The organism is Escherichia albertii (assembly GCF_028622335.1).
GTDB classification, from domain to species: Bacteria; Pseudomonadota; Gammaproteobacteria; order Enterobacterales; family Enterobacteriaceae; genus Escherichia; species Escherichia albertii.
The window spans coordinates 2,393,319-2,415,752 of the sequence record NZ_CP117568.1 but is presented as its reverse complement, the minus strand read 5'-3'; the positions used below and the strand labels follow the sequence as shown (position 1 = coordinate 2,415,752).

19 protein-coding genes and 1 pseudogene are annotated in these 22,434 nt (G+C 50.1%); 13 read left to right on the top strand and 7 right to left on the bottom strand.

Features of this window, described 5'->3' with window-relative positions; all coding sequences use genetic code 11:
• The first annotated feature begins 102 nt into the window (after positions 1-102).
• The 7 genes from mreB (at position 103) to tldD (ending at position 10,349) form a co-directional block, all read left to right on the top strand.
• Positions 103-1,146 (top strand): rod shape-determining protein MreB, encoded by a 1,044-nt coding sequence (mreB, locus tag PS053_RS11695; RefSeq protein ID WP_000913396.1) that lies wholly within the window; start codon positions 103-105, stop codon positions 1,144-1,146.
• A 65-nt stretch (positions 1,147-1,211) separates the two neighbouring features.
• Positions 1,212-2,330: a rod shape-determining protein MreC gene (mreC, locus tag PS053_RS11690; protein ID WP_000802495.1), complete on the top strand. Its 1,119-nt coding sequence runs from the start codon at positions 1,212-1,214 to the stop codon at positions 2,328-2,330.
• Complete coding sequence (mreD, locus tag PS053_RS11685; protein ID WP_000179407.1) at positions 2,330-2,818, top strand: rod shape-determining protein MreD; 489 nt, start codon at positions 2,330-2,332, stop codon at positions 2,816-2,818. Before mreC ends, mreD begins: the two co-directional genes overlap by 1 nt.
• An 8-nt stretch (positions 2,819-2,826) precedes the next feature.
• Positions 2,827-3,420, top strand: coding sequence for a nucleoside triphosphate pyrophosphatase YhdE (yhdE, locus tag PS053_RS11680; protein ID WP_256878792.1), 594 nt, complete (start codon positions 2,827-2,829; stop codon positions 3,418-3,420).
• The gene (gene rng, locus PS053_RS11675; protein ID WP_000123202.1) at positions 3,410-4,879 is read left to right on the top strand and encodes a ribonuclease G; all 1,470 of its coding nucleotides are present in this window, start codon (positions 3,410-3,412) and stop codon (positions 4,877-4,879) included. Before yhdE ends, rng begins: the two co-directional genes overlap by 11 nt.
• Positions 4,880-4,947: 68 nt before the next feature.
• On the top strand, positions 4,948-8,748 hold the full coding sequence (gene yhdP, locus PS053_RS11670; protein WP_256878793.1) for an AsmA2 domain-containing protein YhdP: 3,801 nt from the start codon (positions 4,948-4,950) through the stop codon (positions 8,746-8,748).
• A 155-nt stretch (positions 8,749-8,903) separates the two neighbouring features.
• Positions 8,904-10,349: a metalloprotease TldD gene (gene tldD, locus PS053_RS11665; protein ID WP_044711839.1), complete on the top strand. Its 1,446-nt coding sequence runs from the start codon at positions 8,904-8,906 to the stop codon at positions 10,347-10,349.
• A 129-nt stretch (positions 10,350-10,478) separates the two neighbouring features.
• On the opposite strand, the gene PS053_RS11660 is transcribed toward tldD, so the two are convergent.
• The 3 genes from PS053_RS11660 to PS053_RS11650 form a co-directional block, all read right to left on the bottom strand.
• On the bottom strand, positions 10,479-11,933 hold the full coding sequence (locus PS053_RS11660; protein WP_256878794.1) for an anion permease: 1,455 nt from the start codon (positions 11,931-11,933) through the stop codon (positions 10,479-10,481).
• Positions 11,934-12,006: 73 nt separating this feature from the next.
• Positions 12,007-12,663, bottom strand: coding sequence for a hypothetical protein (locus PS053_RS11655; protein ID WP_000149911.1), 657 nt, complete (start codon positions 12,661-12,663; stop codon positions 12,007-12,009).
• 48 nt (positions 12,664-12,711) lie between these two features.
• On the bottom strand, positions 12,712-13,080 hold the full coding sequence (locus PS053_RS11650) for a hypothetical protein (protein ID WP_233708781.1): 369 nt from the start codon (positions 13,078-13,080) through the stop codon (positions 12,712-12,714).
• A gap of 18 nt (positions 13,081-13,098) precedes the next feature.
• On the opposite strand from PS053_RS11650, the gene PS053_RS11645 reads away from it, so the two are divergent.
• On the top strand, positions 13,099-13,353 hold the full coding sequence (locus tag PS053_RS11645) for a hypothetical protein (RefSeq protein WP_256878795.1): 255 nt from the start codon (positions 13,099-13,101) through the stop codon (positions 13,351-13,353).
• A 33-nt stretch (positions 13,354-13,386) separates the two neighbouring features.
• Here the strand turns inward: PS053_RS11645 and PS053_RS23165 are convergent.
• Positions 13,387-13,455, bottom strand: a pseudogene (locus PS053_RS23165) (4Fe-4S binding protein); the annotation flags it as partial.
• Between the two features lie 304 nt (positions 13,456-13,759).
• On the opposite strand from PS053_RS23165, the gene PS053_RS11635 reads away from it, so the two are divergent.
• Positions 13,760-15,616 (top strand): sigma-54-dependent Fis family transcriptional regulator, encoded by a 1,857-nt coding sequence (locus PS053_RS11635; RefSeq protein WP_256878796.1) that lies wholly within the window; start codon positions 13,760-13,762, stop codon positions 15,614-15,616.
• A gap of 264 nt (positions 15,617-15,880) precedes the next feature.
• On the opposite strand, the gene aaeR is transcribed toward PS053_RS11635, so the two are convergent.
• Positions 15,881-16,810: an HTH-type transcriptional activator AaeR gene (gene aaeR / locus PS053_RS11630; protein ID WP_025238233.1), complete on the bottom strand. Its 930-nt coding sequence runs from the start codon at positions 16,808-16,810 to the stop codon at positions 15,881-15,883.
• 182 nt (positions 16,811-16,992) lie between these two features.
• Here aaeR and aaeX point away from each other — a divergent pair, with 182 nt between their 5' ends.
• The 4 genes from aaeX to PS053_RS11610 all read left to right on the top strand — a co-directional run bounded on the left by aaeX (position 16,993) and on the right by PS053_RS11610 (position 20,993).
• Complete coding sequence (gene aaeX / locus PS053_RS11625) at positions 16,993-17,196, top strand: p-hydroxybenzoic acid efflux pump operon protein AaeX (protein ID WP_000051841.1); 204 nt, start codon at positions 16,993-16,995, stop codon at positions 17,194-17,196.
• A gap of 7 nt (positions 17,197-17,203) precedes the next feature.
• Positions 17,204-18,136, top strand: coding sequence for a p-hydroxybenzoic acid efflux pump subunit AaeA (aaeA, locus tag PS053_RS11620; RefSeq protein ID WP_000854040.1), 933 nt, complete (start codon positions 17,204-17,206; stop codon positions 18,134-18,136).
• A gap of 5 nt (positions 18,137-18,141) precedes the next feature.
• A complete protein-coding gene (gene aaeB, locus PS053_RS11615) occupies positions 18,142-20,109 on the top strand; it encodes a p-hydroxybenzoic acid efflux pump subunit AaeB (RefSeq protein ID WP_059218186.1) in 1,968 nt (655 codons plus the stop codon).
• A 611-nt stretch (positions 20,110-20,720) separates the two neighbouring features.
• Positions 20,721-20,993: a barstar family protein gene (locus PS053_RS11610; protein ID WP_001029002.1), complete on the top strand. Its 273-nt coding sequence runs from the start codon at positions 20,721-20,723 to the stop codon at positions 20,991-20,993.
• Between the two features lie 53 nt (positions 20,994-21,046).
• Here the strand turns inward: PS053_RS11610 and yhcN are convergent, their stop codons facing one another.
• Both yhcN and argR read right to left on the bottom strand, forming a co-directional pair.
• Complete coding sequence (gene yhcN, locus PS053_RS11605) at positions 21,047-21,310, bottom strand: peroxide/acid stress response protein YhcN (protein ID WP_024164860.1); 264 nt, start codon at positions 21,308-21,310, stop codon at positions 21,047-21,049.
• 366 nt (positions 21,311-21,676) lie between these two features.
• Positions 21,677-22,147, bottom strand: coding sequence for a transcriptional regulator ArgR (gene argR, locus PS053_RS11600; RefSeq protein ID WP_001257845.1), 471 nt, complete (start codon positions 22,145-22,147; stop codon positions 21,677-21,679).
• Between the last annotated feature and the right edge of the window lie 287 nt (positions 22,148-22,434).

Sequence of the window (22,434 nt, the reverse complement as noted above, 5' to 3'; positions counted from 1 at the left end):
TTCACCGTAGCAGATGATTTTTGCGCCTTGTCGCTGCTGCGTGTGGTTGGTAAAGTAAGCGGATTTTCTTTTCCGCCCCAGCTTTCAGGATTATCCCTTAGTATGTTGAAAAAATTTCGTGGCATGTTTTCCAATGACTTGTCCATTGACCTGGGTACTGCGAATACCCTCATTTATGTAAAAGGACAAGGCATCGTATTGAATGAGCCTTCCGTGGTGGCCATTCGTCAGGATCGTGCTGGTTCACCAAAAAGCGTAGCTGCAGTAGGCCATGATGCGAAGCAGATGCTGGGCCGTACACCAGGCAATATTGCTGCCATTCGCCCGATGAAAGATGGCGTAATCGCCGACTTCTTTGTGACGGAAAAAATGCTCCAGCACTTTATCAAACAAGTGCATAGCAACAGCTTTATGCGCCCGAGCCCGCGCGTTCTGGTTTGTGTGCCGGTTGGCGCGACCCAGGTTGAACGCCGTGCTATTCGTGAATCCGCACAGGGCGCTGGTGCCCGTGAAGTATTCCTGATTGAAGAACCGATGGCTGCGGCAATCGGTGCTGGCCTGCCGGTTTCCGAAGCGACGGGGTCCATGGTCGTTGATATCGGCGGTGGTACTACTGAAGTTGCCGTTATCTCTCTGAACGGCGTAGTTTATTCCTCTTCTGTTCGTATCGGCGGCGACCGCTTTGACGAAGCCATCATTAACTACGTTCGTCGTAACTATGGTTCTCTGATCGGTGAAGCCACCGCAGAACGTATCAAACATGAAATCGGTTCTGCTTATCCGGGCGACGAAGTTCGTGAAATCGAAGTTCGTGGCCGTAACCTTGCAGAAGGTGTTCCACGCGGCTTTACGCTGAACTCCAACGAAATCCTCGAAGCGCTGCAAGAGCCGTTGACCGGTATCGTTAGCGCGGTGATGGTTGCTCTGGAACAGTGCCCGCCGGAACTGGCTTCCGACATTTCCGAGCGCGGAATGGTGCTCACCGGCGGTGGCGCATTGCTGCGTAACCTTGACCGTTTGTTAATGGAAGAAACCGGCATTCCAGTTGTTGTTGCTGAAGACCCGCTGACCTGTGTGGCGCGTGGCGGCGGCAAGGCGCTGGAAATGATCGATATGCACGGCGGCGACCTGTTCAGCGAAGAGTAATCGGATGCAGGCAGGGGAAGTCTCTGTTAACCCTGCCTGGTCTGATACGAGAATACGCATAACTTATGAAGCCAATTTTTAGCCGTGGCCCGTCGCTACAGATTCGCCTTATTCTGGCGGTGCTGGTGGCGCTCGGCATTATTATTGCCGACAGCCGCCTGGGGATGTTCAGTCAAATCCGTACCTATATGGATACCGCCGTCAGCCCTTTCTACTTTGTTTCCAATGCTCCTCGTGAATTGCTGGATGGCGTATCGCAGACGCTGGCCTCGCGTGACCAACTAGAACTTGAAAACCGGGCGTTACGTCAGGAACTGCTGCTGAAAAACAGCGAACTGCTGATGCTTGGACAATACAAACAGGAGAACGCGCGTCTGCGCGAACTGCTGGGTTCACCGCTGCGTCAGGATGAGCAGAAGATGGTGACCCAGGTTATCTCCACAGTTAACGATCCGTACAGCGATCAGGTTGTTATCGATAAAGGTAGCGTTAATGGCGTTTATGAAGGCCAGCCGGTCATCAGCGACAAAGGCGTTGTAGGCCAGGTTGTGGCGGTCGCTAAAATGACCAGCCGGGTGCTGCTGATTTGCGATGCAACCCATGCGCTGCCGATTCAGGTGCTACGTAATGACATCCGCGTTATTGCCGCTGGTAACGGCTGTACCGATGATTTGCAGCTCGAGCATCTGCCTGCGAATACTGACATTCGTGTGGGTGATGTGCTGGTGACCTCCGGCCTTGGCGGTCGTTTCCCGGAAGGTTATCCGGTGGCGGTGGTTTCTTCTGTGAAACTTGATACTCAACGCGCTTATACCGTGATTCAGGCACGTCCGACCGCTGGATTGCAACGTTTACGTTATCTGCTGCTGTTGTGGGGCGCGGATCGTAATGGCGCAAACCCGATGACGCCGGAAGAGGTGCATCGTGTCGCCAATGAACGTTTAATGCAGATGATGCCGCAGGTATTGCCTTCGCCAGATGCCATGGGGCCGAAGTTACCTGAACCGGCAACGGGAATAACCCAGCCGAATCCGCAGCAACCCGCGCCAGTAACTACCGCTCCGACGGCAAGCGTGCCTGCGGTGGCTACACCAACGCAACCAGCCGCTAATCGCTCTCCGCAAAGGGCTACGCCGCCGCAAAGTGGCGCCGAACCGCCTGCGCGCGCGCCGGGAGGACAATAGTGGCCAGCTATCGTAGCCAGGGGCGCTGGGTTATCTGGCTCTCTTTCCTCATTGCGCTGTTACTGCAAATTATGCCCTGGCCGGACAACCTTATTGTTTTCCGGCCAAACTGGGTGTTGCTCATCTTGTTGTATTGGATCCTGGCCTTGCCCCATCGCGTAAATGTGGGCACAGGTTTTGTGATGGGTGCCATACTGGATTTGATAAGCGGCTCTACGCTTGGGGTTCGGGCGTTGTCGATGAGTATTGTTGCTTATCTGGTGGCGCTGAAATACCAGCTTTTCCGTAACCTGGCATTATGGCAGCAGGCGCTGGTCGTCATGTTGCTTTCGCTGGTGGTGGATATTATTGTTTTCTGGGCAGAGTTTTTAGTGATCAACGTCTCTTTCAGACCCGAAGTGTTCTGGAGTAGTGTAGTCAATGGTGTGCTCTGGCCGTGGATTTTCTTGCTGATGCGCAAAATCCGTCAGCAGTTTGCAGTGCAATAAAGGTTTCTATGACTTCTCTGTATTTAGCTTCCGGTTCTCCGCGTCGTCAGGAGTTGCTTGCGCAGCTTGGCGTCACCTTTGAACGTATTGTTACGGGTATTGAGGAGCAGCGACATCCGCAGGAGAGCGCGCAACAATATGTCGTACGTCTGGCGCGAGAGAAAGCACTGGCAGGCGTCGAGCAAACGGCGCAGGCTCTTCCGGTGTTGGGCGCGGACACCATCGTGATTTTGAACGGAGAAGTGTTAGAGAAACCGCACGATGCAGAACATGCGGCGCGGATGTTACGTAAATTATCGGGACAGACCCATCAGGTGATGACCGCAGTGGCGCTGGCTGACAGCCAACACATTGTTGATTGCCTGGTGGTCACCGATGTGACGTTCAGAACGTTAACAGATGAAGACATCGCTGGCTATGTTGCCAGTGGTGAACCGTTAGATAAAGCAGGTGCATACGGTATTCAGGGGCTTGGTGGTTGTTTTGTCAGGAAGATAAATGGCAGCTACCACGCCGTAGTCGGCTTACCGCTGGTTGAAACGTATGAATTATTAAGTAATTTTAACGCACTGCGTGAGAAAAGGGATAAACATGACGGCTGAATTGTTGGTAAACGTAACGCCTTCGGAAACACGAGTGGCGTATATTGATGGCGGCATTCTGCAGGAAATTCATATTGAACGTGAGGCGCGACGCGGAATCGTAGGCAATATCTACAAAGGTCGTGTAAGTCGTGTACTTCCGGGTATGCAGGCGGCTTTTGTAGATATTGGGCTGGATAAAGCCGCGTTTCTTCACGCTTCCGACATCATGCCGCATACCGAATGTGTGGCGGGTGAGGAACAAAAGCAGTTCACGGTGCGCGATATATCAGAACTGGTTCGTCAGGGGCAAGACCTGATGGTTCAGGTGGTGAAAGATCCGTTGGGGACCAAAGGCGCGCGCCTGACCACCGATATCACACTACCTTCTCGCTATCTGGTATTTATGCCGGGAGCATCGCACGTTGGCGTTTCCCAGCGCATTGAAAGTGAATCTGAACGTGAACGCCTGAAAAAAGTGGTCACGGAGTATTGCGACGAGCAGGGCGGATTTATCATCCGTACTGCAGCGGAAGGTGTTGGCGAAACTGAACTGGCTTCCGATGCTGCTTATCTGAAGCGTGTCTGGACCAAAGTCATGGAGCGTAAAAAGCGCCCGCAGACACGCTATCAACTGTACGGCGAACTGGCGCTGGCACAGCGTGTTCTGCGTGACTTCGCTGATGCTGAGCTGGATCGTATTCGCGTTGACTCACGCCTGACTTACGAAGCGTTGCTTGAGTTTACTTCGGAATACATTCCTGAGATGACCAGCAAGCTGGAGCATTACACGGGCCGTCAGCCAATCTTCGATCTCTTTGATGTGGAAAACGAGATCCAGCGGGCACTGGAGCGTAAAGTTGAACTGAAATCCGGCGGTTATCTGATTATCGATCAGACCGAAGCGATGACGACCGTAGATATCAACACTGGCGCATTTGTCGGTCATCGCAATCTGGACGACACTATCTTCAATACTAATATTGAAGCGACACAGGCCATTGCGCGCCAGTTGCGGTTACGTAATCTTGGCGGGATTATCATTATTGATTTCATTGATATGAATAATGAAGATCACCGCCGTCGGGTGCTGCATTCGCTGGAGCAGGCGTTGAGTAAAGACCGGGTGAAAACCAGCGTCAACGGCTTCTCTGCGCTGGGGCTGGTGGAGATGACGCGCAAGCGAACCCGTGAAAGCATTGAACACGTACTGTGTAATGAATGCCCTACCTGCCATGGCCGCGGAACGGTGAAAACCGTGGAAACCGTATGCTATGAAATCATGCGTGAGATCGTTCGCGTACATCATGCTTACGACTCTGACCGCTTCCTGGTCTATGCTTCTCCGGCAGTCGCTGAAGCACTGAAAGGTGAAGAATCTCACTCGCTGGCGGAAGTGGAAATTTTTGTTGGCAAGCAGGTCAAAGTGCAAATTGAACCGCTCTATAACCAGGAGCAGTTTGACGTTGTCATGATGTAAACAGATGCTGGGCCGCCATCCGGCAAAGGGTTGTTTGAGTCACATTTTTAGCAGACAAGGAGTGACGGGTGAGGCGATTGCCGGGGATTTTACTGCTTACTGGGGCCGCGCTCGTTGTGATCGCTGCGCTGCTGGTTAGCGGCCTGCGTATTGCTTTACCGCATCTCGACGCCTGGCGTCCTGAGATCCTCAATAAAATCGAAGATGCGACCGGTATGCCGGTAGAAGCCAGCCAGCTATCAGCCAGTTGGCAGAATTTCGGTCCGACGCTTGAAGCGCGTGACATTCGCGCAGAGCTGAAAGATGGCGGTGAGTTTTCGGTTAAACGCGTTACCCTGGCGCTGGATGTCTGGCAGAGCCTGCTGCATATGCGCTGGCAGTTTCGCGATCTCACTTTCTGGCAATTGCGCTTTCGCACGAATACACCTATTTCCAGTAGCGGCGGCAATGACAGCCTGGAAGCAGGCCACATTAGCAATCTTTTCCTCCATCAGTTCGATCACTTCGATCTCCGCGACAGCGAAGTCAGCTTCCTGACGCCGTCCGGTCAGCGTGCTGAACTGGCGATCCCTCAACTGACCTGGCTTAACAATCCGCGCCGACACCGTGCAGAAGGACAAGTAAGCCTCTCCAGCCTCACCGGACAACACGGCGTGATGCAGGTGCGGATGGATCTGCGGGATGACGAAGGTGTGTTAAGTGACGGTCGAGTTTGGTTACAGGCTGATAACATTGACCTGAAGCCCTGGCTGGGTAAATGGATACAGGACAATATTGCGCTGGAAACAGCGCAATTCTCCCTTGAAGGCTGGATGACAATCGACAAAGGCGATGTGACTGGCGGTGATGTCTGGTTGAAACAGGGCGGTGCTAGCTGGTTGGGCGAGAAGCAAACGCATTCGCTGTCTGTGGATAATCTGACTGCGCATATTACTCGTGAACATCCGGGCTGGCAGTTTTCCATTCCTGATACTCGTATCACCATGGACGGTAAACCCTGGCCAGGCGGGGCATTAACGCTGGCCTGGATACCGGAACAGGATATTGGTGGGAAAAATAATAAACGCAGCGACGAACTACGGATTCGCGCCAGTAATCTGGAACTGGCGGGACTGGAAGGCGTACGCCCGCTGGTGGCGAAACTTTCGCCTGTGCTGGGAGACATCTGGCGGTCCACGCAACCTCGAGGCAAGATCAACACACTGGCGCTGGACATTCCGCTTCAGGCGGTGGAAAAGACCCGGTTTCAGGCATCGTGGAGCGATCTGGCATGGAAGCAATGGAAATTACTGCCGGGCGCGGAACACTTTTCCGGGACGCTTTCCGGTAGCGTAGAAAATGGTTTACTGACGGCGTCTATGAAGCAGGCGAAGATGCCTTACGAAACGGTATTCCGCGCGCCGCTGGAAATTGCCGACGGTGAGGCGATCTTAAGCTGGCTGAACAATGACAAAGGTTTCCAGCTTGATGGTCGCAATATTGATGTTAAAGCTAAAGCGGTGCATGCACGCGGCGGTTTCCGTTACTTACAGCCAGTTAATGATGAACCCTGGCTGGGGATTCTGGCTGGCATCAGCACCGACGATGGTTCGCAGGCCTGGCGCTATTTCCCGGAAAATCTGATGGGAAAAGAGTTAGTTGATTACTTAAGTGGGGCGATTCGGGGCGGTGAAGCGGATAACGCGACGTTGGTTTATGGCGGTAACCCGCATCTTTTCCCTTACAAACATAATGAAGGTCAGTTTGAAGTGTTGGTACCTCTGCGTAATGCAAAGTTTGCGTTCCAGCCAGACTGGCCAGCGCTGACCAACCTCAATATTGAACTGGACTTTATTAACGACGGTTTATGGATGAAAACCGATGGCGTCAATCTTGGCGGTGTGCGCGCCAGTAATCTCACCGCTGTAATCCCTGATTACGCGAAAGAGAAGTTACTGATTGATGCTGACATTAAAGGCCCAGGTAAAGCCGTCGGTCCATATTTTGATGAAACGCCGCTGAAAGACTCACTGGGCGCTACTTTGCAGGAACTCCAGCTCGATGGCGATGTGAATGCTCGCTTACATCTTGATATCCCACTGAACGGCGAACTGGTTACAGCGAAAGGCGAAGTGACGCTGCGTAATAACAGTCTGTTTATTAAACCGCTTGATAGCACACTGAAAAATTTGAGCGGTAAATTCAGCTTTATCAATGGTGATCTGCAAAGCGAACCACTGACAGCAAGCTGGTTTAATCAGCCACTGAATGTGGATTTCTCCACCAAAGAAGGGGAAAAAGCCTATCAGGTGGCGGTGAATCTCAACGGTAACTGGCAACCGGCGAAAACTGGCGTTTTGCCTGAAGCCGTGAACGAAGCGTTAAGCGGCAGCGTGGCCTGGGATGGTAAAGTGGGTATTGAGCTGCCTTATCATGCCGGCGCGACGTATAGCGTAGAACTGAATGGCGATTTGAAGAATGTGAGTAGTCACTTACCTTCACCGTTAGCCAAATCCGTAGGTGAGTCGCTCCCTGTGAATATTAAGGTCGACGGAAATCTCAATAGTTTTGAGTTAGCCGGGCAGGCTGGCGCGGATAGTCATTTCAATAGTCGCTGGTTGCTGGGGCAAAAGCTAACGCTCGATCGTGCCATCTGGGCGTCAGACAGCAAAACGCTCCCGCCGTTACCGGAACAAAGTGGTGTTGAACTCAATATGCCGCCAATGGATGGCGCTGAGTGGCTGGCGCTGTTCCAGAAAGGCGCGACGGAGAAGGTTGGCAGCGCGGCGAGTTTTCCCCAGCGTATTACTTTGCGTACACCGGCGTTGTCACTGGGGAATCAGCAGTGGAACAACCTGAGCATCGTCTCGCAGCTGACGGCGAATGGCACGCAGGTCGAAGCGCAAGGGCGTGAAATTAATGCTACGCTGGCGATGCGCAACAACGCGCCGTGGCTGGCGACGATTAAATATCTCTATTACAACCCCAGCGTGGCGAAAAATAGCAGTAATTCAACGTCTTCATCACCGTTCCCGACAACGGAGCACATTAGCTTCCGTGGCTGGCCGAACGCACAAATACGTTGCGCCGAGTGTTGGTTCTGGGGGCAAAAATTCGGGCGCATCGACAGTGATATCACCATTTCTGGCGATACGTTGACGCTGACTAACGGGCTTATTGATACCGGTTTTTCGCGGCTTACTGCCGATGGTGAGTGGGTTAACAACCCAGGGAATGAGCGAACATCGCTGAAGGGAAAACTGCGTGGGCAGAAAATTGATGCCGCCGCAGAATTTTTTGGTGTCACGACCCCCATACGCCAGTCATCATTTAATGTGGATTACGATTTACACTGGCGTAAAGCGCCCTGGTTGCCGGATGCGGAGACGTTGAATGGCATCATTCATACTCAATTGGGCAAAGGCGAAATTACCGAAATCAGCACCGGACATGCCGGGCAACTGCTGCGTTTATTGAGCGTCGATGCCCTGATGCGTAAGCTGCGTTTTGATTTCAGAGACACCTTTGGCGAAGGGTTCTATTTTGACTCCATTCGCAGCACCGCGTGGATCAAAGACGGCGTTATGCACACTGACGACACGCTGGTGGATGGGCTGGAAGCGGATATCGCCATGAAAGGGTCGGTGAATCTGGTGCGTCGCGATCTGAATATGGAAGCGGTTGTCGCGCCAGAGATTTCTGCGACGGTTGGCGTGGCTGCGGCCTTTGCGGTTAATCCGATTGTCGGCGCGGCGGTGTTCGCCGCCAGTAAAGTGCTGGGGCCATTGTGGAGCAAAGTTTCTATTTTGCGCTATCACATTTCGGGTCCGCTGGACGATCCGCAAATCAACGAAGTGTTGCGCCAACCGCGTAAAGAAAAAGCGCAATGATTTGACGAGGGCGCGTAATTGCCCCAATCTCATAGGATAATCGTTGCCAAAGGCCAACGAGCCGGAACATAACCGTAGGCCGGATAAGGCGTTCACGCCGCATCCGGCAGCCGTAAAAAATCCTCTACCGCAGTAACTAACGAGTAGCAAAAACGATGAGTCTGAACCTGGTAAGTGAACAATTGCTAACGGCGAACGGCCTGAAACATCAGGACTTGTTCGCGATCCTCGGTCAACTGGCCGAACGTCGCCTTGATTATGGCGATCTCTATTTTCAGTCGAGCTATCACGAATCCTGGGTTTTAGAAGATCGCATTATTAAAGATGGTTCTTACAACATCGATCAGGGCGTTGGCGTGCGTGCGATTAGCGGTGAAAAAACCGGTTTTGCTTATGCTGACCAAATCAGCCTGCTGGCGCTGGAACAGAGCGCACAAGCGGCGCGAACCATCGTCCGTGATAGTGGCGATGGCAAAGTACAGACGCTGGGTGCGGTAGAGCATAGCCCGTTGTATACCTCGCTTGATCCGCTGCAAAGCATGAGCCGGGAAGAGAAGCTGGATATTCTGCGCCGTGTCGATAAAGTTGCCCGCGAAGCAGACAAACGCGTACAGGAAGTGACCGCCAGCCTGAGTGGCGTCTATGAATTAATTTTGGTTGCTGCGACTGACGGCACGCTGGCGGCGGATGTTCGCCCGCTGGTGCGTCTTTCCGTAAGTGTACTGGTTGAAGAAGACGGCAAACGCGAACGCGGCGCCAGCGGCGGCGGCGGTCGTTTTGGTTATGAGTTCTTCCTTGCCGATCTCGACGGTGAAGTCCGTGCGGATGCATGGGCGAAAGAAGCGGTACGTATGGCGCTGGTCAATCTTTCAGCCGTTGCAGCGCCAGCGGGCACCATGCCAGTGGTTCTTGGCGCAGGTTGGCCGGGCGTGCTGTTGCATGAAGCGGTGGGTCATGGTCTGGAAGGCGACTTTAACCGCCGTGGTACTTCGGTCTTCAGTGGACAGGTCGGTGAACTGGTGGCTTCTGAACTGTGTACTGTGGTGGATGACGGTACGATAGTCGATCGCCGTGGCTCGGTAGCGATTGATGATGAAGGTACGCCGGGTCAGTATAACGTGCTGATTGAGAACGGGATCCTCAAAGGCTACATGCAGGATAAACTCAACGCGCGCTTAATGGGGATGACGCCCACTGGTAATGGTCGCCGTGAATCTTACGCTCACTTACCCATGCCGCGCATGACCAACACCTATATGCTGCCGGGTAAATCGACGCCGCAGGAAATTATTGAATCCGTTGAGTATGGCATCTATGCGCCGAATTTCGGTGGCGGTCAGGTAGATATTACTTCCGGTAAATTTGTCTTCTCCACGTCAGAAGCTTATCTGATTGAAAACGGCAAAGTGACGAAGCCCGTGAAAGGCGCAACGCTGATTGGTTCCGGTATCGAAACCATGCAGCAGATTTCGATGGTGGGTAATGACCTGAAACTGGATAACGGCGTAGGTGTTTGCGGTAAAGAAGGGCAAAGCCTGCCGGTTGGCGTGGGCCAGCCGACGCTCAAAGTCGATAACCTGACTGTTGGCGGCACAGCGTAATTGACTTTTTGACGTAATATCACGTCGGTCATTAAAGGCTATTCAGTACAGGCTTCAGTGGCGGTAATCCGATTATCACTGAAGCCTTTTTCATGATAATAACAAGTTAATCCTGCAATAAATTAGTCATCAAAACTGAACTAAACCGATGGCCTCCCACCATATTGGGCCAACCAGGGCGAAAATTACGGTGAAGATCACACTGAACAACAGGCCAAGAAGCCAGAATGGTTTCAGAGGAATATAGCCTGAATCGAAAAAGATAGGTGCGGAACCATTACCGTAATGGGTTAAACCGCTCATGAAATTACCTGCATATCCTAAACCAAGAGCCGCCAGCATCGGCGGTGTGCCAAGCACGAGCAGTAGCGGCAAGAACGCTGGGGCCATTGCGGCTGTGTGTGCAGTGGAACTGGCAAAGAAGTAATGCGCATACATATAACTTAATATAACCAGCACGAATGCAGCCTGCCATCCAAGACCGTTAAGTGATGTGGACAGATGTTCTGTGAGCCAGGGAATGAATCCGAGCGAATTAAGATACTTGGCCATCATCACCAACGCGGAAAACCATATTAGTGTATTCCATGCCCCTTTTTCTGCAGCGAGATCCGCCCAGGTTAATACTCTGGTAAGTAACATTACAACCAGCCCTGCCATTGCAGCGATTGTCGCATCGACATGGAACAGTTTCGCACCGACAGTCCAGAGAAAAATCAGCCCTAAAAACACACCAAGCATGATGTATTCTTCTCTTTTTACTGGGCCAGGCTCATGGAGTTTTCCTTTGGCTATTGTTACGGCTTCAGGGCTTTTTTTCACTTCCGGGGGCCAGACCAGCATCAATACCAGCGGTAGAATTGCCAGACAAACGATACCGGGGACGATCGCCCCAAGGAACCAGGTCCCCCAATCCAGATGGATGCCGTTGTCTATCGCTACATTGGCGACGATAGGATTAAAAGCGGCAGCCGTCAGGAACATTGCGGACACCACCAGATTTCCCTGAAAAGCGTTTGCCATAATAAACGAGCCCAGACGCCTTTCGGTCCCCATGGCAGGATCGCTGTTATATGCCAGAGAGATCGACTGTTGTAATGGAAAGAGGATCCCGCCAAGTCGCGCAGTGTTAGAGGGGACGACGGGAGCGATAACAAGATTGGTTAGCGATGTGGCGTAAGCGAGGCCAAGCGTGGTTTTTCCAACTTTGCTCATAAATAGATAGGCAATACGCTGCCCCAGACCCGTTTTACTGAAAGCGCGTGAAATAAAGAATGCAGTGACAATAAGCCAAATTGAGGTATCACCGAAGGAACTCAAGGCTTCTTTTGCCTTAAGCGTACCGGTTAGACCACATAAGACTATCCCGGTAAGCGCCACAACTACCATGGGATAAGGCTTGATGATGAATCCCAGTATAGTTGAGATAAAAATTGCGAATAATTGCCAGGCCTGATGGCTCAACCCCTGTGGTGCGGGGGAGAAAAAGAGAATGAGGAAGAGTGCGGCCCAGACGATGCGTTGCCAGTTGGCTGCGAGAAAGTTTTTTTTCGTCTGTGCGACGACAGGCGCAACGGTTTGCATGATATTTTTTCCTTACTGACGCCGTCTGAAGCCCTGAAGGCTTCAGACCATTGGCGAGCAGAATCTTTTATTTTTACAGTAGATTGCCGTTATCTCTGCATGAACAGGGCTGTTGCTTGTTGGCAAGAATGCTTGCTGCTCTGTTGGGGTTAAAGACACCGCACATGCAGATGCTGCCTAATTTTTTGGCTGCTTCTTCTGCTGTTATTTTTCCCTGTTCCACATCATGTTGCAGTGCTTGTACATATTTTGCGGGTATACGCTGGTGACCACACATAGTGGTAACGGAAAGGGTTTTAGCGTCGGTAAGACGAGATGTGTTGCCAAATACACCAAGCGACATATTGGCATAACAAGGGGTTACACCGGCTTCTTTGCAGATATGGCGTAGTTCGGTAATGACACCAGAGAGAAGGATGGACTGATTCAGCTCTTTCTTTTTCAGGATTTGCAAAAATTTTACTGCGGCCCGTGGGTTGGAAAATACGCCACGCAGTCGTGAGTTCTGCAACAATTTTTCTTTAATCTCTGCAGCCGGCATAGTGAGAATGGTGCCAATTTTGGTATCGCCCCAGTTTGCGACATCGCCACTGTCCTCTACTGCTTTGAGGAGGTGTCTGGCAGTTTCGGGAAAATTATCGTCGTTCACTCCTTTGGTAGAGTAAGCCAGCCAACATATTTCTTCACTTTGGGATTCGGGAGTACCGGATCTGTATAATGTATGTGTCATTTTATTTTTCCTGGAATGTAATAGGTTATGGTTAATTGAAACGCTGCATCACAAAGTGGAGTTTTTTGATAAATCGGGTGAAAACGGTTTTCCCAGCCCGACGTTAATTTTTGAACGTACAGGACGAGGAATTCCCTGTTCATCAAGGCAGCGCAGTACCTCTTCGTTTTCAATATTTTCATTCACAGCAAAAATTAAACCTGGGCAGAGCACGGTATCTATTTGCGTTGAAACATCTTTCAGTGCCTGAAGTACGCCTGGGAGTTTGCTTTTATGGAAACAACCTTCAGTGAGAAGACTATGCATATGAATATCAAGACAATCTGGGCGAAATTTACCTGTTGTGCGGTCGGGAATAATTGTGGAGAGCGGAAAATCGCCTTCGGCAAACTCCATACCAGCAGCCATCAATGCCATAATGATTTTTTCTGCGTCATGCAAATACAAGCCAACGCCAGGTCGGCCCATATCAAGGCATATACTGAGGTGATCGGGTTTGAGAGTGGGTTTGACATCAAGCGTTTTTATTTCTTTCCCACCACGCCCCGCGTTGCCGCCAGTGACTTTCGAGCCTCTGGGATCGCCAAAGGTTTGCTGAAAAATTTGCAGGTCAGTCAGGTTAGTCGTGGGATGGATGGCGCTGAAAGGGCAGCAGCCTTCGCAGCATCCACACAGCGTACACTGTTTTGAATCTATGCTGCATTTGCCATCATAATACTCGATTGCATCATCAGGGCAGAAAAGTAAACAAACTTTACAACCCGTACAGGATGTTTGATCAATATAACTCATAATATTTTACCATATCCTTTATCTTATTATGGAAGAGGGTTAGACGGTCATAGAGATCAAAGCATTCTTCGTGCCAGAATATAAAAAACGTACAATACAGAAGTGGATGCTTGATAATTCATGATTTTATTCAGTGAGTTGCCTCTGTATTTTTACTGGTCTTGTTTTTTTGACTTTAAATAAAAATGTTTCATGAAACATAAAAACATCTAATTAATTGGTTTGTTTGTTTCAATCGGGGGAATTGTTTCAAAACATAAAGCTATACGGATAGTAGTCGTTCTAATAACAAGGAGTGCATTCAATGAGTAATATTACACTGATCGCCGCAGACAGGACTTTATTCTCTCTGGTACACAAATTAAGTATGCAACTATTCCCTGAAATTATCGTTGTGCGAGGGATTCTGGGAGAAGGTGTGGCTGTCGCTGCAAATCAGATACGGCAAGGCGCAGAGATCCTCATTAGCCGCGGAGCCACGTCGAAGGCAATTCGGGAAGCATTTCCGTCATTTATCCATGTCACTATTCAACGTTCGGCCTTTGATTACATTTCTGCACTTAATCTTGCTCAAAGCATTGGTAGCCCCATCGCCGCCATAGCGCTTCCTCATCTGGTCGAGGGGCTAACTGCAACCGCCCGGGTTTTGAATCTACATCTCCGTCTTTATTCTATTTTTAAGGAGGAAGAAGTTGAACCCATCATATTACGAGCCGTTCATGAAGGGGCTGCCGTGGTCGTGGGGAGCTCATCAACGGGTATTGCTGCGGCGCGCTTAAAGGTTCCACACGTTGTTGTGCAAAGTGGGGAAGAAAGTATTATCGCCGCCATGACGGAAGCACAGCGTATTTATGAAATGATACGCATGAGCAGGAGTAAAAGTTCGCTTCTCCATGCCGCAGTGAATGCCGCGGATAATGCCATTGTTGCGTTAGACCGATTAGGTAGAGTTGTTGAGTTCAATTTTATGGCTGAACACATCATGGGGATTAATGTTAGCGATGCACTTAGCAAACCATGTTCCACGCTGTGGCCGACATTTGATTTTGATATGGCAATAAGAAGCGAATTGCCCCTGTTACCCTTTTCGTCGGATGAAACAGAAAATGTGATTGGACAGGCAAGGCCGGTAAAGCTCGATGAAGAGGTTGTCGGTGTGGTAGTGAATTTCCAGCGTCAGAATTGTCAGTCTGTTCTGGCTTCAAATAATAAAAAACATACCGGAACTGGACATATTGCACGTGCGAATTTCAGAGATATCCATGGTTCAAGCTCCACTATTCAGCGAACCATTGCGCTGGCGAAGCAGTATGCTAAAACGGATGGCACAGTGTTTATTGTGGGTGAAACCGGAACCGGAAAGGAACTGTTTGCTCAAAGTATTCATAACAGCAGCACTCGGGCTACAAAGGCTTTTGTGGCGGTAAATTGCTCTGCGCTTCCCGGAACGCTACTGGAGAGTGAATTATTTGGGTATGTTCCGGGTGCGTTCACGGGGGCCAGTAATAAAGGAAAACCAGGATTATTCGAGCAGGCGGATGGCGGCACCATTTTTCTGGATGAGATTACGGAGATTGAGCCACATATCCAGACAAAATTATTACGAGTACTACAGGAAAAACAGGTAATGCGTCTTGGCAGCGATACGGTTACCCCTTTTGACGTGCGTGTTATTGCTGCCAGTAACGAGAATATCCCCCGACAACTTGAGTTGGGTAAGTTTCGTTCAGACCTCTATTACAGACTCAATGTCCTGATGCTTCACTTGCCGCCATTACGCGAAAGACAAGAAGATATTCCTCTTTTGTGTCGCTATTTTCTTCGCCGGTATCTCCCCAGAATAACACCGATACCCGGTTTTACTTCTGGTGCGATGCGGGAACTTTGTGAGTGGCCGTGGCAAGGAAATATCAGGGAGATGCAGAATATAATGACCCGGGTTGCGACTACGGTAAGAGGGAAGCTGATAGACAGGGAAACCATTAAATATTTGCTTGAAGGGTCGGTACCCCCAGAGAACGACTGCGATTTTTCACAAGAGAAAGAAGAAATTATCAGAAAAGCGCTTGTCGAAGCCGGAGGCAAAAAAGGGAAAGCAGCCGCCAGTATTGGTATGAGTCGTACCACTTTCTGGCGGAAAACACGAAAAACAGAACGTTAAATCTGAATTTATACAGCCATTTTGGGGGCTGGTGGCAAACCGACCTGTTGTTACGCTCCGAATGCCTGTTATTGCTGGCATCGTATCTTAAGTTGAGTATTTGCTGAAAAGCACAATGACGATTCAGATTGTTGACAACGTGTGTTTTGTTTATATCGGATGTGTCGACCTGAGAAATCGTATAAATTCAATATATTGCAGTCGCTATGTAGGTTTGATAAGCATAGCGCATCAGGCGATTTTACGTTTGTCATTAGCCTCTGATTATTTCTCTTTCCCGCGTCCGTGCATTTCCTGAAATAGCTTTCCGACCTCAACAAAATAATCAGTCAGTGAATTGATCACGACTTGCACCTTCAACGGCAGTTTATCTTTTTCTGTATACAGCGCATAAACCGGACGTGGATCTGACTGATAACGTGGCAACAGGATCTCAAGATCCCCGCGATTGATCTCATTGATCACCCACATCAGCGGTACATAGGCGATTCCTGCCCCCGCGGTTAACCAGCGCACCAGCGTCATCGGATCATTAGTCACAAATCGCCCTTGTGGGATCAGTCGAGTCGAGATCCCTTCTGGTGCGATCAACTCAAATTCATTGTCCGGGCGCACGCTGTATTCAAGCCATGAATGACTACTTAAATCGGCGGGTTTTTCCGGCACGCCATACTGCGAAAGATAGTTTTTGGCGGCGCATACCACCATTGGCATCGCCCCCAGACGACGGGAAAACAAGCTGGAATCCTGCAATGCGCCGACGCGGATCACCACATCCAGACCATCGGCAATCAGATCAGGTGCAGGAATACCTGTGACCAGATTCACGCTTAAACCGGGATATTCTTTCAGCATCTTTGCCGTCAAGCCAGCGAGAACATTTTGTGCCATGGTTGAAGAACAGCCGATGCGCAGCGTCCCGATGGGGGTGTTGTTAAAAGCATACAGTTGCTCATGAACGTCCTGCACTTCATGGAGCATTCGACGGCAGCCTTGATAGTAAATTCTTCCCGCCTCGGTCAGGCCAATGCTGCGCGTACTGCGATTTAGTAGCTTAACCTGCAGCTCGTCTTCCAGTTTAGACACCGTCTGACTGATGGACGAAACGCTCATCTGTAGCTGTCTGGCGGCGGCGGTAAAAGAGCCAAATTCAACCACTTTGGCAAAAACCGACATGCGTTTTAGTCGTTCCATTATTCACTCTGACTTAAAAGTGATTTAGATCACATAATATAGATAACAGCATAACAGTTACGCTAATATATTAAATATCAATCAACGGCAATGTTGCTCTCGCCCGGCTTTCCATGCCCTTCTCTGCGGCGACAGATGCTGAAAATAATAACACCTGCTCTCTCTATACAACCAAGGTCAACATGAGTCTGTTTCCCGTTATCGTGGTGTTTGGGCTGTCATTCCCACCGATATTTTTCGAATTGCTTTTATCACTGGCGATTTTCTGGCTGGTGCGCCGGGTACTTGTGCCAACAGGTATTTACGATTTTGTCTGGCACCCGGCGCTGTTCAACACTGCGCTCTATTGCTGCTTGTTTTATTTGATATCGCGACTGTTCGTTTGAGGTTGAAGTGAAAACACTAATAAGAAAATTCTCCCGTACGACCATCACGGTCGTATTAGTCATCCTGGCTTTCATCGCAATTTTTCGCGCCTGGGTCTATTACACTGAATCTCCGTGGACGCGTGACGCGCGCTTTAGCGCCGATGTGGTGGCGATCGCGCCGGATGTCTCTGGACTCATTACCCAGGTGAATGTTCATGATAACCAACTGGTAAAAAAAGGACAGGTACTGTTCACCATCGACCAGCCGCGCTATCAAAAGGCGCTTGAGGAAGCGCAAGCTGACGTTGCTTATTATCAGGTGTTAGCACAGGAGAAACGTCAGGAAGCTGGACGTCGTAACCGTCTGGGCATACAGGCAATGTCTCGCGAAGAGATCGACCAGGCGAATAACGTGCTGCAAACGGTTCTGCATCAGTTAGCGAAAGCCCAGGCGACCCGCGATCTGGCAAAACTGGATCTTGAACGTACGGTGATCCGCGCGCCAGCAGATGGCTGGGTAACGAACCTCAACGTCTATACCGGTGAATTTATTACGCGCGGATCAACGGCGGTTGCGCTGGTGAAACAGAATTCCTTCTATGTGCTGGCCTATATGGAAGAAACCAAACTGGAGGGCGTACATCCAGGTTATCGCGCTGAGATCACGCCGCTTGGCAGCAACAAGGTACTGAAAGGTACGGTCGATAGCGTTGCTGCCGGGGTGACCAACGCCAGCAGTACGCGTGATGATAAGGGCATGGCGACCATTGATTCCAACCTTGAATGGGTACGCCTGGCGCAACGCGTTCCGGTACGTATCCGCCTCGATAACCAGCAAGACAATATCTGGCCTGCGGGAACGACTGCCACCGTGGTTGTTACTGGTAAACAGGATCGCGACGAAAGTCAGGATTCGTTTTTCCGTAAAATGGCCCACCGCCTGCGTGAGTTTGGTTAATCACGATGGGCATTTTCACTATCGCTAACCAGCACATTCGCTTTGCGGTTAAACTGGCGACCGCTATCGTACTGGCGTTGTTTGTTGGTTTTCACTTTCAGCTCGAAACGCCACGCTGGGCGGTGCTGACGGCGGCGATTGTTGCTGCAGGCCCGGCCTTCGCAGCTGGCGGTGAACCTTATTCTGGCGCTATTCGTTATCGCGGCTTTTTGCGAATTATCGGCACTTTTATTGGCTGTATTGCTGGACTAGTGATCATTATTGCGATGATCCGCGCGCCATTGTTGATGATCCTGGTGTGCTGTATCTGGGCCGGGTTTTGTACGTGGATCTCCTCGCTGGTTCGGGTTGAAAACTCCTACGCGTGGGGGCTTGCCGGTTATACGGCGTTGATCATTGTGATCACCATTCAACCGGAACCGCTGCTGGCCCCGCAGTTTGCCGTTGAACGTTGCAGTGAAATTGTCATTGGCATTGTGTGTGCCATTGTGGCGGATTTACTCTTTTCTCCACGCTCGATCAAGCAAGAAGTGGATCGCGAACTGGAAAGTTTGCTGGTCGCGCAATATCAACTAATGCAGTTGTGCATCAAACATGGCGATGGCGAGGTTGTTGATAAAGCCTGGGGGGATCTGGTCCGTCGGACCACAGCTCTGCAAGGGATGCGTAGCAACCTGAATATGGAGTCCTCCCGCTGGGCACGCGCCAATCGACGTTTAAAAGCGATCAATACACTGTCGCTTACGCTGATCACTCAGTCCTGTGAAACTTATCTTATTCAGAATACGCGCCCTGAACTGATTACCGATACTTTCCGTGAATTTTTTGACACGCCAGTAGAAACCGCGCAGGACGTTCACAGGCAGCTTAAACGCCTACGGCGGGTGATTGCCTGGACCGGGGAGCGCGAAACGCCCATCACTATTTATAGCTGGGTAGCGGCGGCAACTCGTTATCAGTTACTTAAGCGTGGTGTCGTCAGCAATACAAAAATTAACGCTACCGAAGAAGAGATTCTGCAAGGTGAGCCAGAAGTGAAGGTTGAGTCTGCTGAACGCCATCATGCGATGGTCAATTTCTGGCGCACCACGCTTTCCTGTGTTCTGGGAACGTTGTTCTGGCTGTGGACTGGCTGGACTTCCGGCAGCGGCGCAATGGTGATGATAGCAGTGGTCACCTCGTTGGCGATGCGTTTACCGAATCCGCGTATGGTGGCGATCGACTTTATCTACGGGACGCTGGCGGCGCTGCCGTTGGGATTACTCTACTTTTTGGTGATCATTCCCAATACGCAACAAAGTATGTTGCTGTTGTGCTTAAGTCTGGCTGTGCTGGGATTTTTTCTCGGCATTGAAGTGCAGAAGCGGCGACTGGGATCGATGGGGGCGTTGGCCAGCACCATAAATATTATCGTGCTGGATAACCCGATGACCTTCCAGTTTAGTCAATTCCTCGACAGTGCATTAGGGCAAATCGTCGGCTGTGTGTTGGCGTTTATTGTTATTCTGCTGGTACGGGATAAATCGCGCGATCGGACTGGACGTGTATTGCTTAATCAGTTTGTCTCTGCGGCTGTTTCCGCGATGACCACCAACGTTGTGCGGCGCAAAGAGAACCATCTTCCGGCGCTTTATCAACAGTTGTTTTTGCTGATGAATAAATTCCCCGGCGATTTGCCGAAATTTCGTCTGGCGTTAACGATGATTATCGCTCACCAGCGACTGCGCGATGCGCCGGTGCCGATAAATGAAGACTTATCGGCATTTCATCGGCAAATGAGACGGACTGCGGACCACGTTATTGCAGCTCGCAGTGATGACAAACGCCGTCGTTACTTTAGCCAGTTGCTGGAGGAACTGGATATTTACCAGGAAAAGCTACGCATCTGGCAGGCGCCGCCGCAGGTCACAGAATCGGTGCATCGGCTGGCGGGCATGCTGCATAAATACCAGCACGCGCTAACCGATAATTAAGCCAAAAGGTGTCGGTTGATATTGCAGACAGACTCCAGATTGCCTGATGCGCTACGTTTATCAGGCCTGCAAGGGAATTGCATTATATTGAATTGGCACACCCTGGTAGGCCGGATAAGGCGTTCACGCCGCATCCGGCATGAACAAAGCGCACGTTGTCAGCACTCTGAAACCGACGCCAAAAGGTGTCGGTTGATATTGCAGACAGACTCCAGATTGCCTGATGCGCTACGCTTATCAGGCCTACAAGGGAATTGCATTATATTGAATTGGCACCCCCCGGTAGGCCGGATTAAGGCGTTCACGCCGCATCCGGCATGAACAAAGCGCACGTTGTCAGCACTCTGAAGCCGACGCTAAAAGGTGTCGGTTGATATTGCAGACAGACTCCAGATTGCCTGATGCGCTACGCTTATCAGGCCTGCAAGGGAATTGCATTATATTGAATTTGCACACCCTGGTAGGCCGGATAAGGCGTTCACGCCGCATCCGGCATGAACAAAGCGCACGTTGTCAGCACTCTGAAACCGACGCCAAAAGCGTCGGTTTTTTCATGTCTATACTTAGCGATGATCGGCTGAACTGGCCGCGAAACGTGACGGTGGTAACAGATGAATATCTATACCTTTGATTTTGATGAGATCGAGAGTCAGGACGATTTCTATCGCGACTTTAATCAAACCTTTGGTCTGGCGAAAGAACAAGTGAGCGATCTCGACTCACTGTGGGATGTATTAATGAATGATGTCCTGCCGTTACCACTGGAGATCGAATTTGTTCATCTGGGGGAGAAAACGCGTCGGCGTTTTGGGGCGTTAATATTGCTGTTTGATGAGGCGGAAGAAGAGCTGGAAGGGCATTTGCGTTTTAATGTGCGCCATTAGCGCAAAAAAAGCCCCCGAACCGGGGGCAATATCGTCGGACAGACGGTTGGGGTTTACTTGTACAATTCTGCCGTAGCGTGCCAGGTATCACCGCTGCGAGCTTCAGTAATCTGGTAGGCCGTTGCACCTTTCTCTTCTGCTTTTTTGTTCAGCATTTCACGCATATCCATTGGAGAGGACGCTACACCGCTGACGGATACAGTACCGATTAGTTCACGATTCTGTGCCTGGGCAGCATCAATGGAGTCGGCAGCGAATGCGCCGAAAGAAAGAACAGAAAGTACACTTAATGCAGTAACAGCGGTTTTGATTTTCATGATTTTCACCTCGACATAATCTTTTAGCTGGGCCTTTGTTTCGTGACCCATATCACAAAATCAAGTATACACTAATTATTGCTCTAATTAATACCACGCTAACTGTTTCAGTTGATACTAAATGTTAAAAATATTGATTTTTATAACAGAAAAGAATTAAAAAACGAGCGGCATAAAATAAATGTTAATTATTTCAATGGCATATGGATTTTTGCAAAATGTGCGTTATCGATATTAAGTATTCACTATGTGAATAATATGTCGCGATAAAACGCACTATTCGTTAAATGAATCGCAGGGAGATGCGGAAGGCGGTTAAGAGGGAACGGCGGGATTTTCCCGCCGCCAATAGCGACGGGATAGAGATTAAAGCTCCTGGTCGAACAGCTCTAAAATCGCTTCGTACAGGTCTTTGACGCTGAAACCGTTCGCAGGGGTGGTAAAGATGGTGTCATCACCAGCAATGGTGCCGAGAATACCTTCTGCTTTACCCAGTGAGTCCAGCAGACGTGCAATCAACTGTGCCGCGCCCGGACTGGTGTGAATCACAACGACAGCATCGTTGTAGTCGATATCCAGCACCAGATTTTTCAGCGGGCTGGAAGTGGTCGGTACACCTAATTCTGCAGGCAGGCAGTAAACCATTTCCATTTTTGCGTTGCGGGTGCGTACAGCACCAAACTTCGTCAACATCCGCGAGACTTTGGACTGGTTAATATTGTCAAAACCCTGCTCCTGTAATGCGGCGACAATTTCGCCCTGGGAGCTAAATTTCTCTTCTTTAAGTAACGCTTTAAACGCTTTAACTAATTCTTCTTGCTTAGCCGAGCTTCGCATAAGTCACCCGATATGGTGGTTGATACAACATTATTGTGCATACAGATGAATTTTTATGCAAACAGTCTGCCCTGGAGAGGGCTGAAATAATGTTATGAAAGAGCGGAATTTTATCAAATTTCGTTATTGAGAAACATGCCTGTGTCACGGTGTGTAAATTTCGCTTAAAAGTAAACTGATTGTTATCAAATTGATATTGTTTTGGCTAAACGGTAGGGTATATTGTCACCACCTGTTGGAATGTTGCTCTAATGCATAAGAGGCTGTTAATTACGTAAATTAGCTTC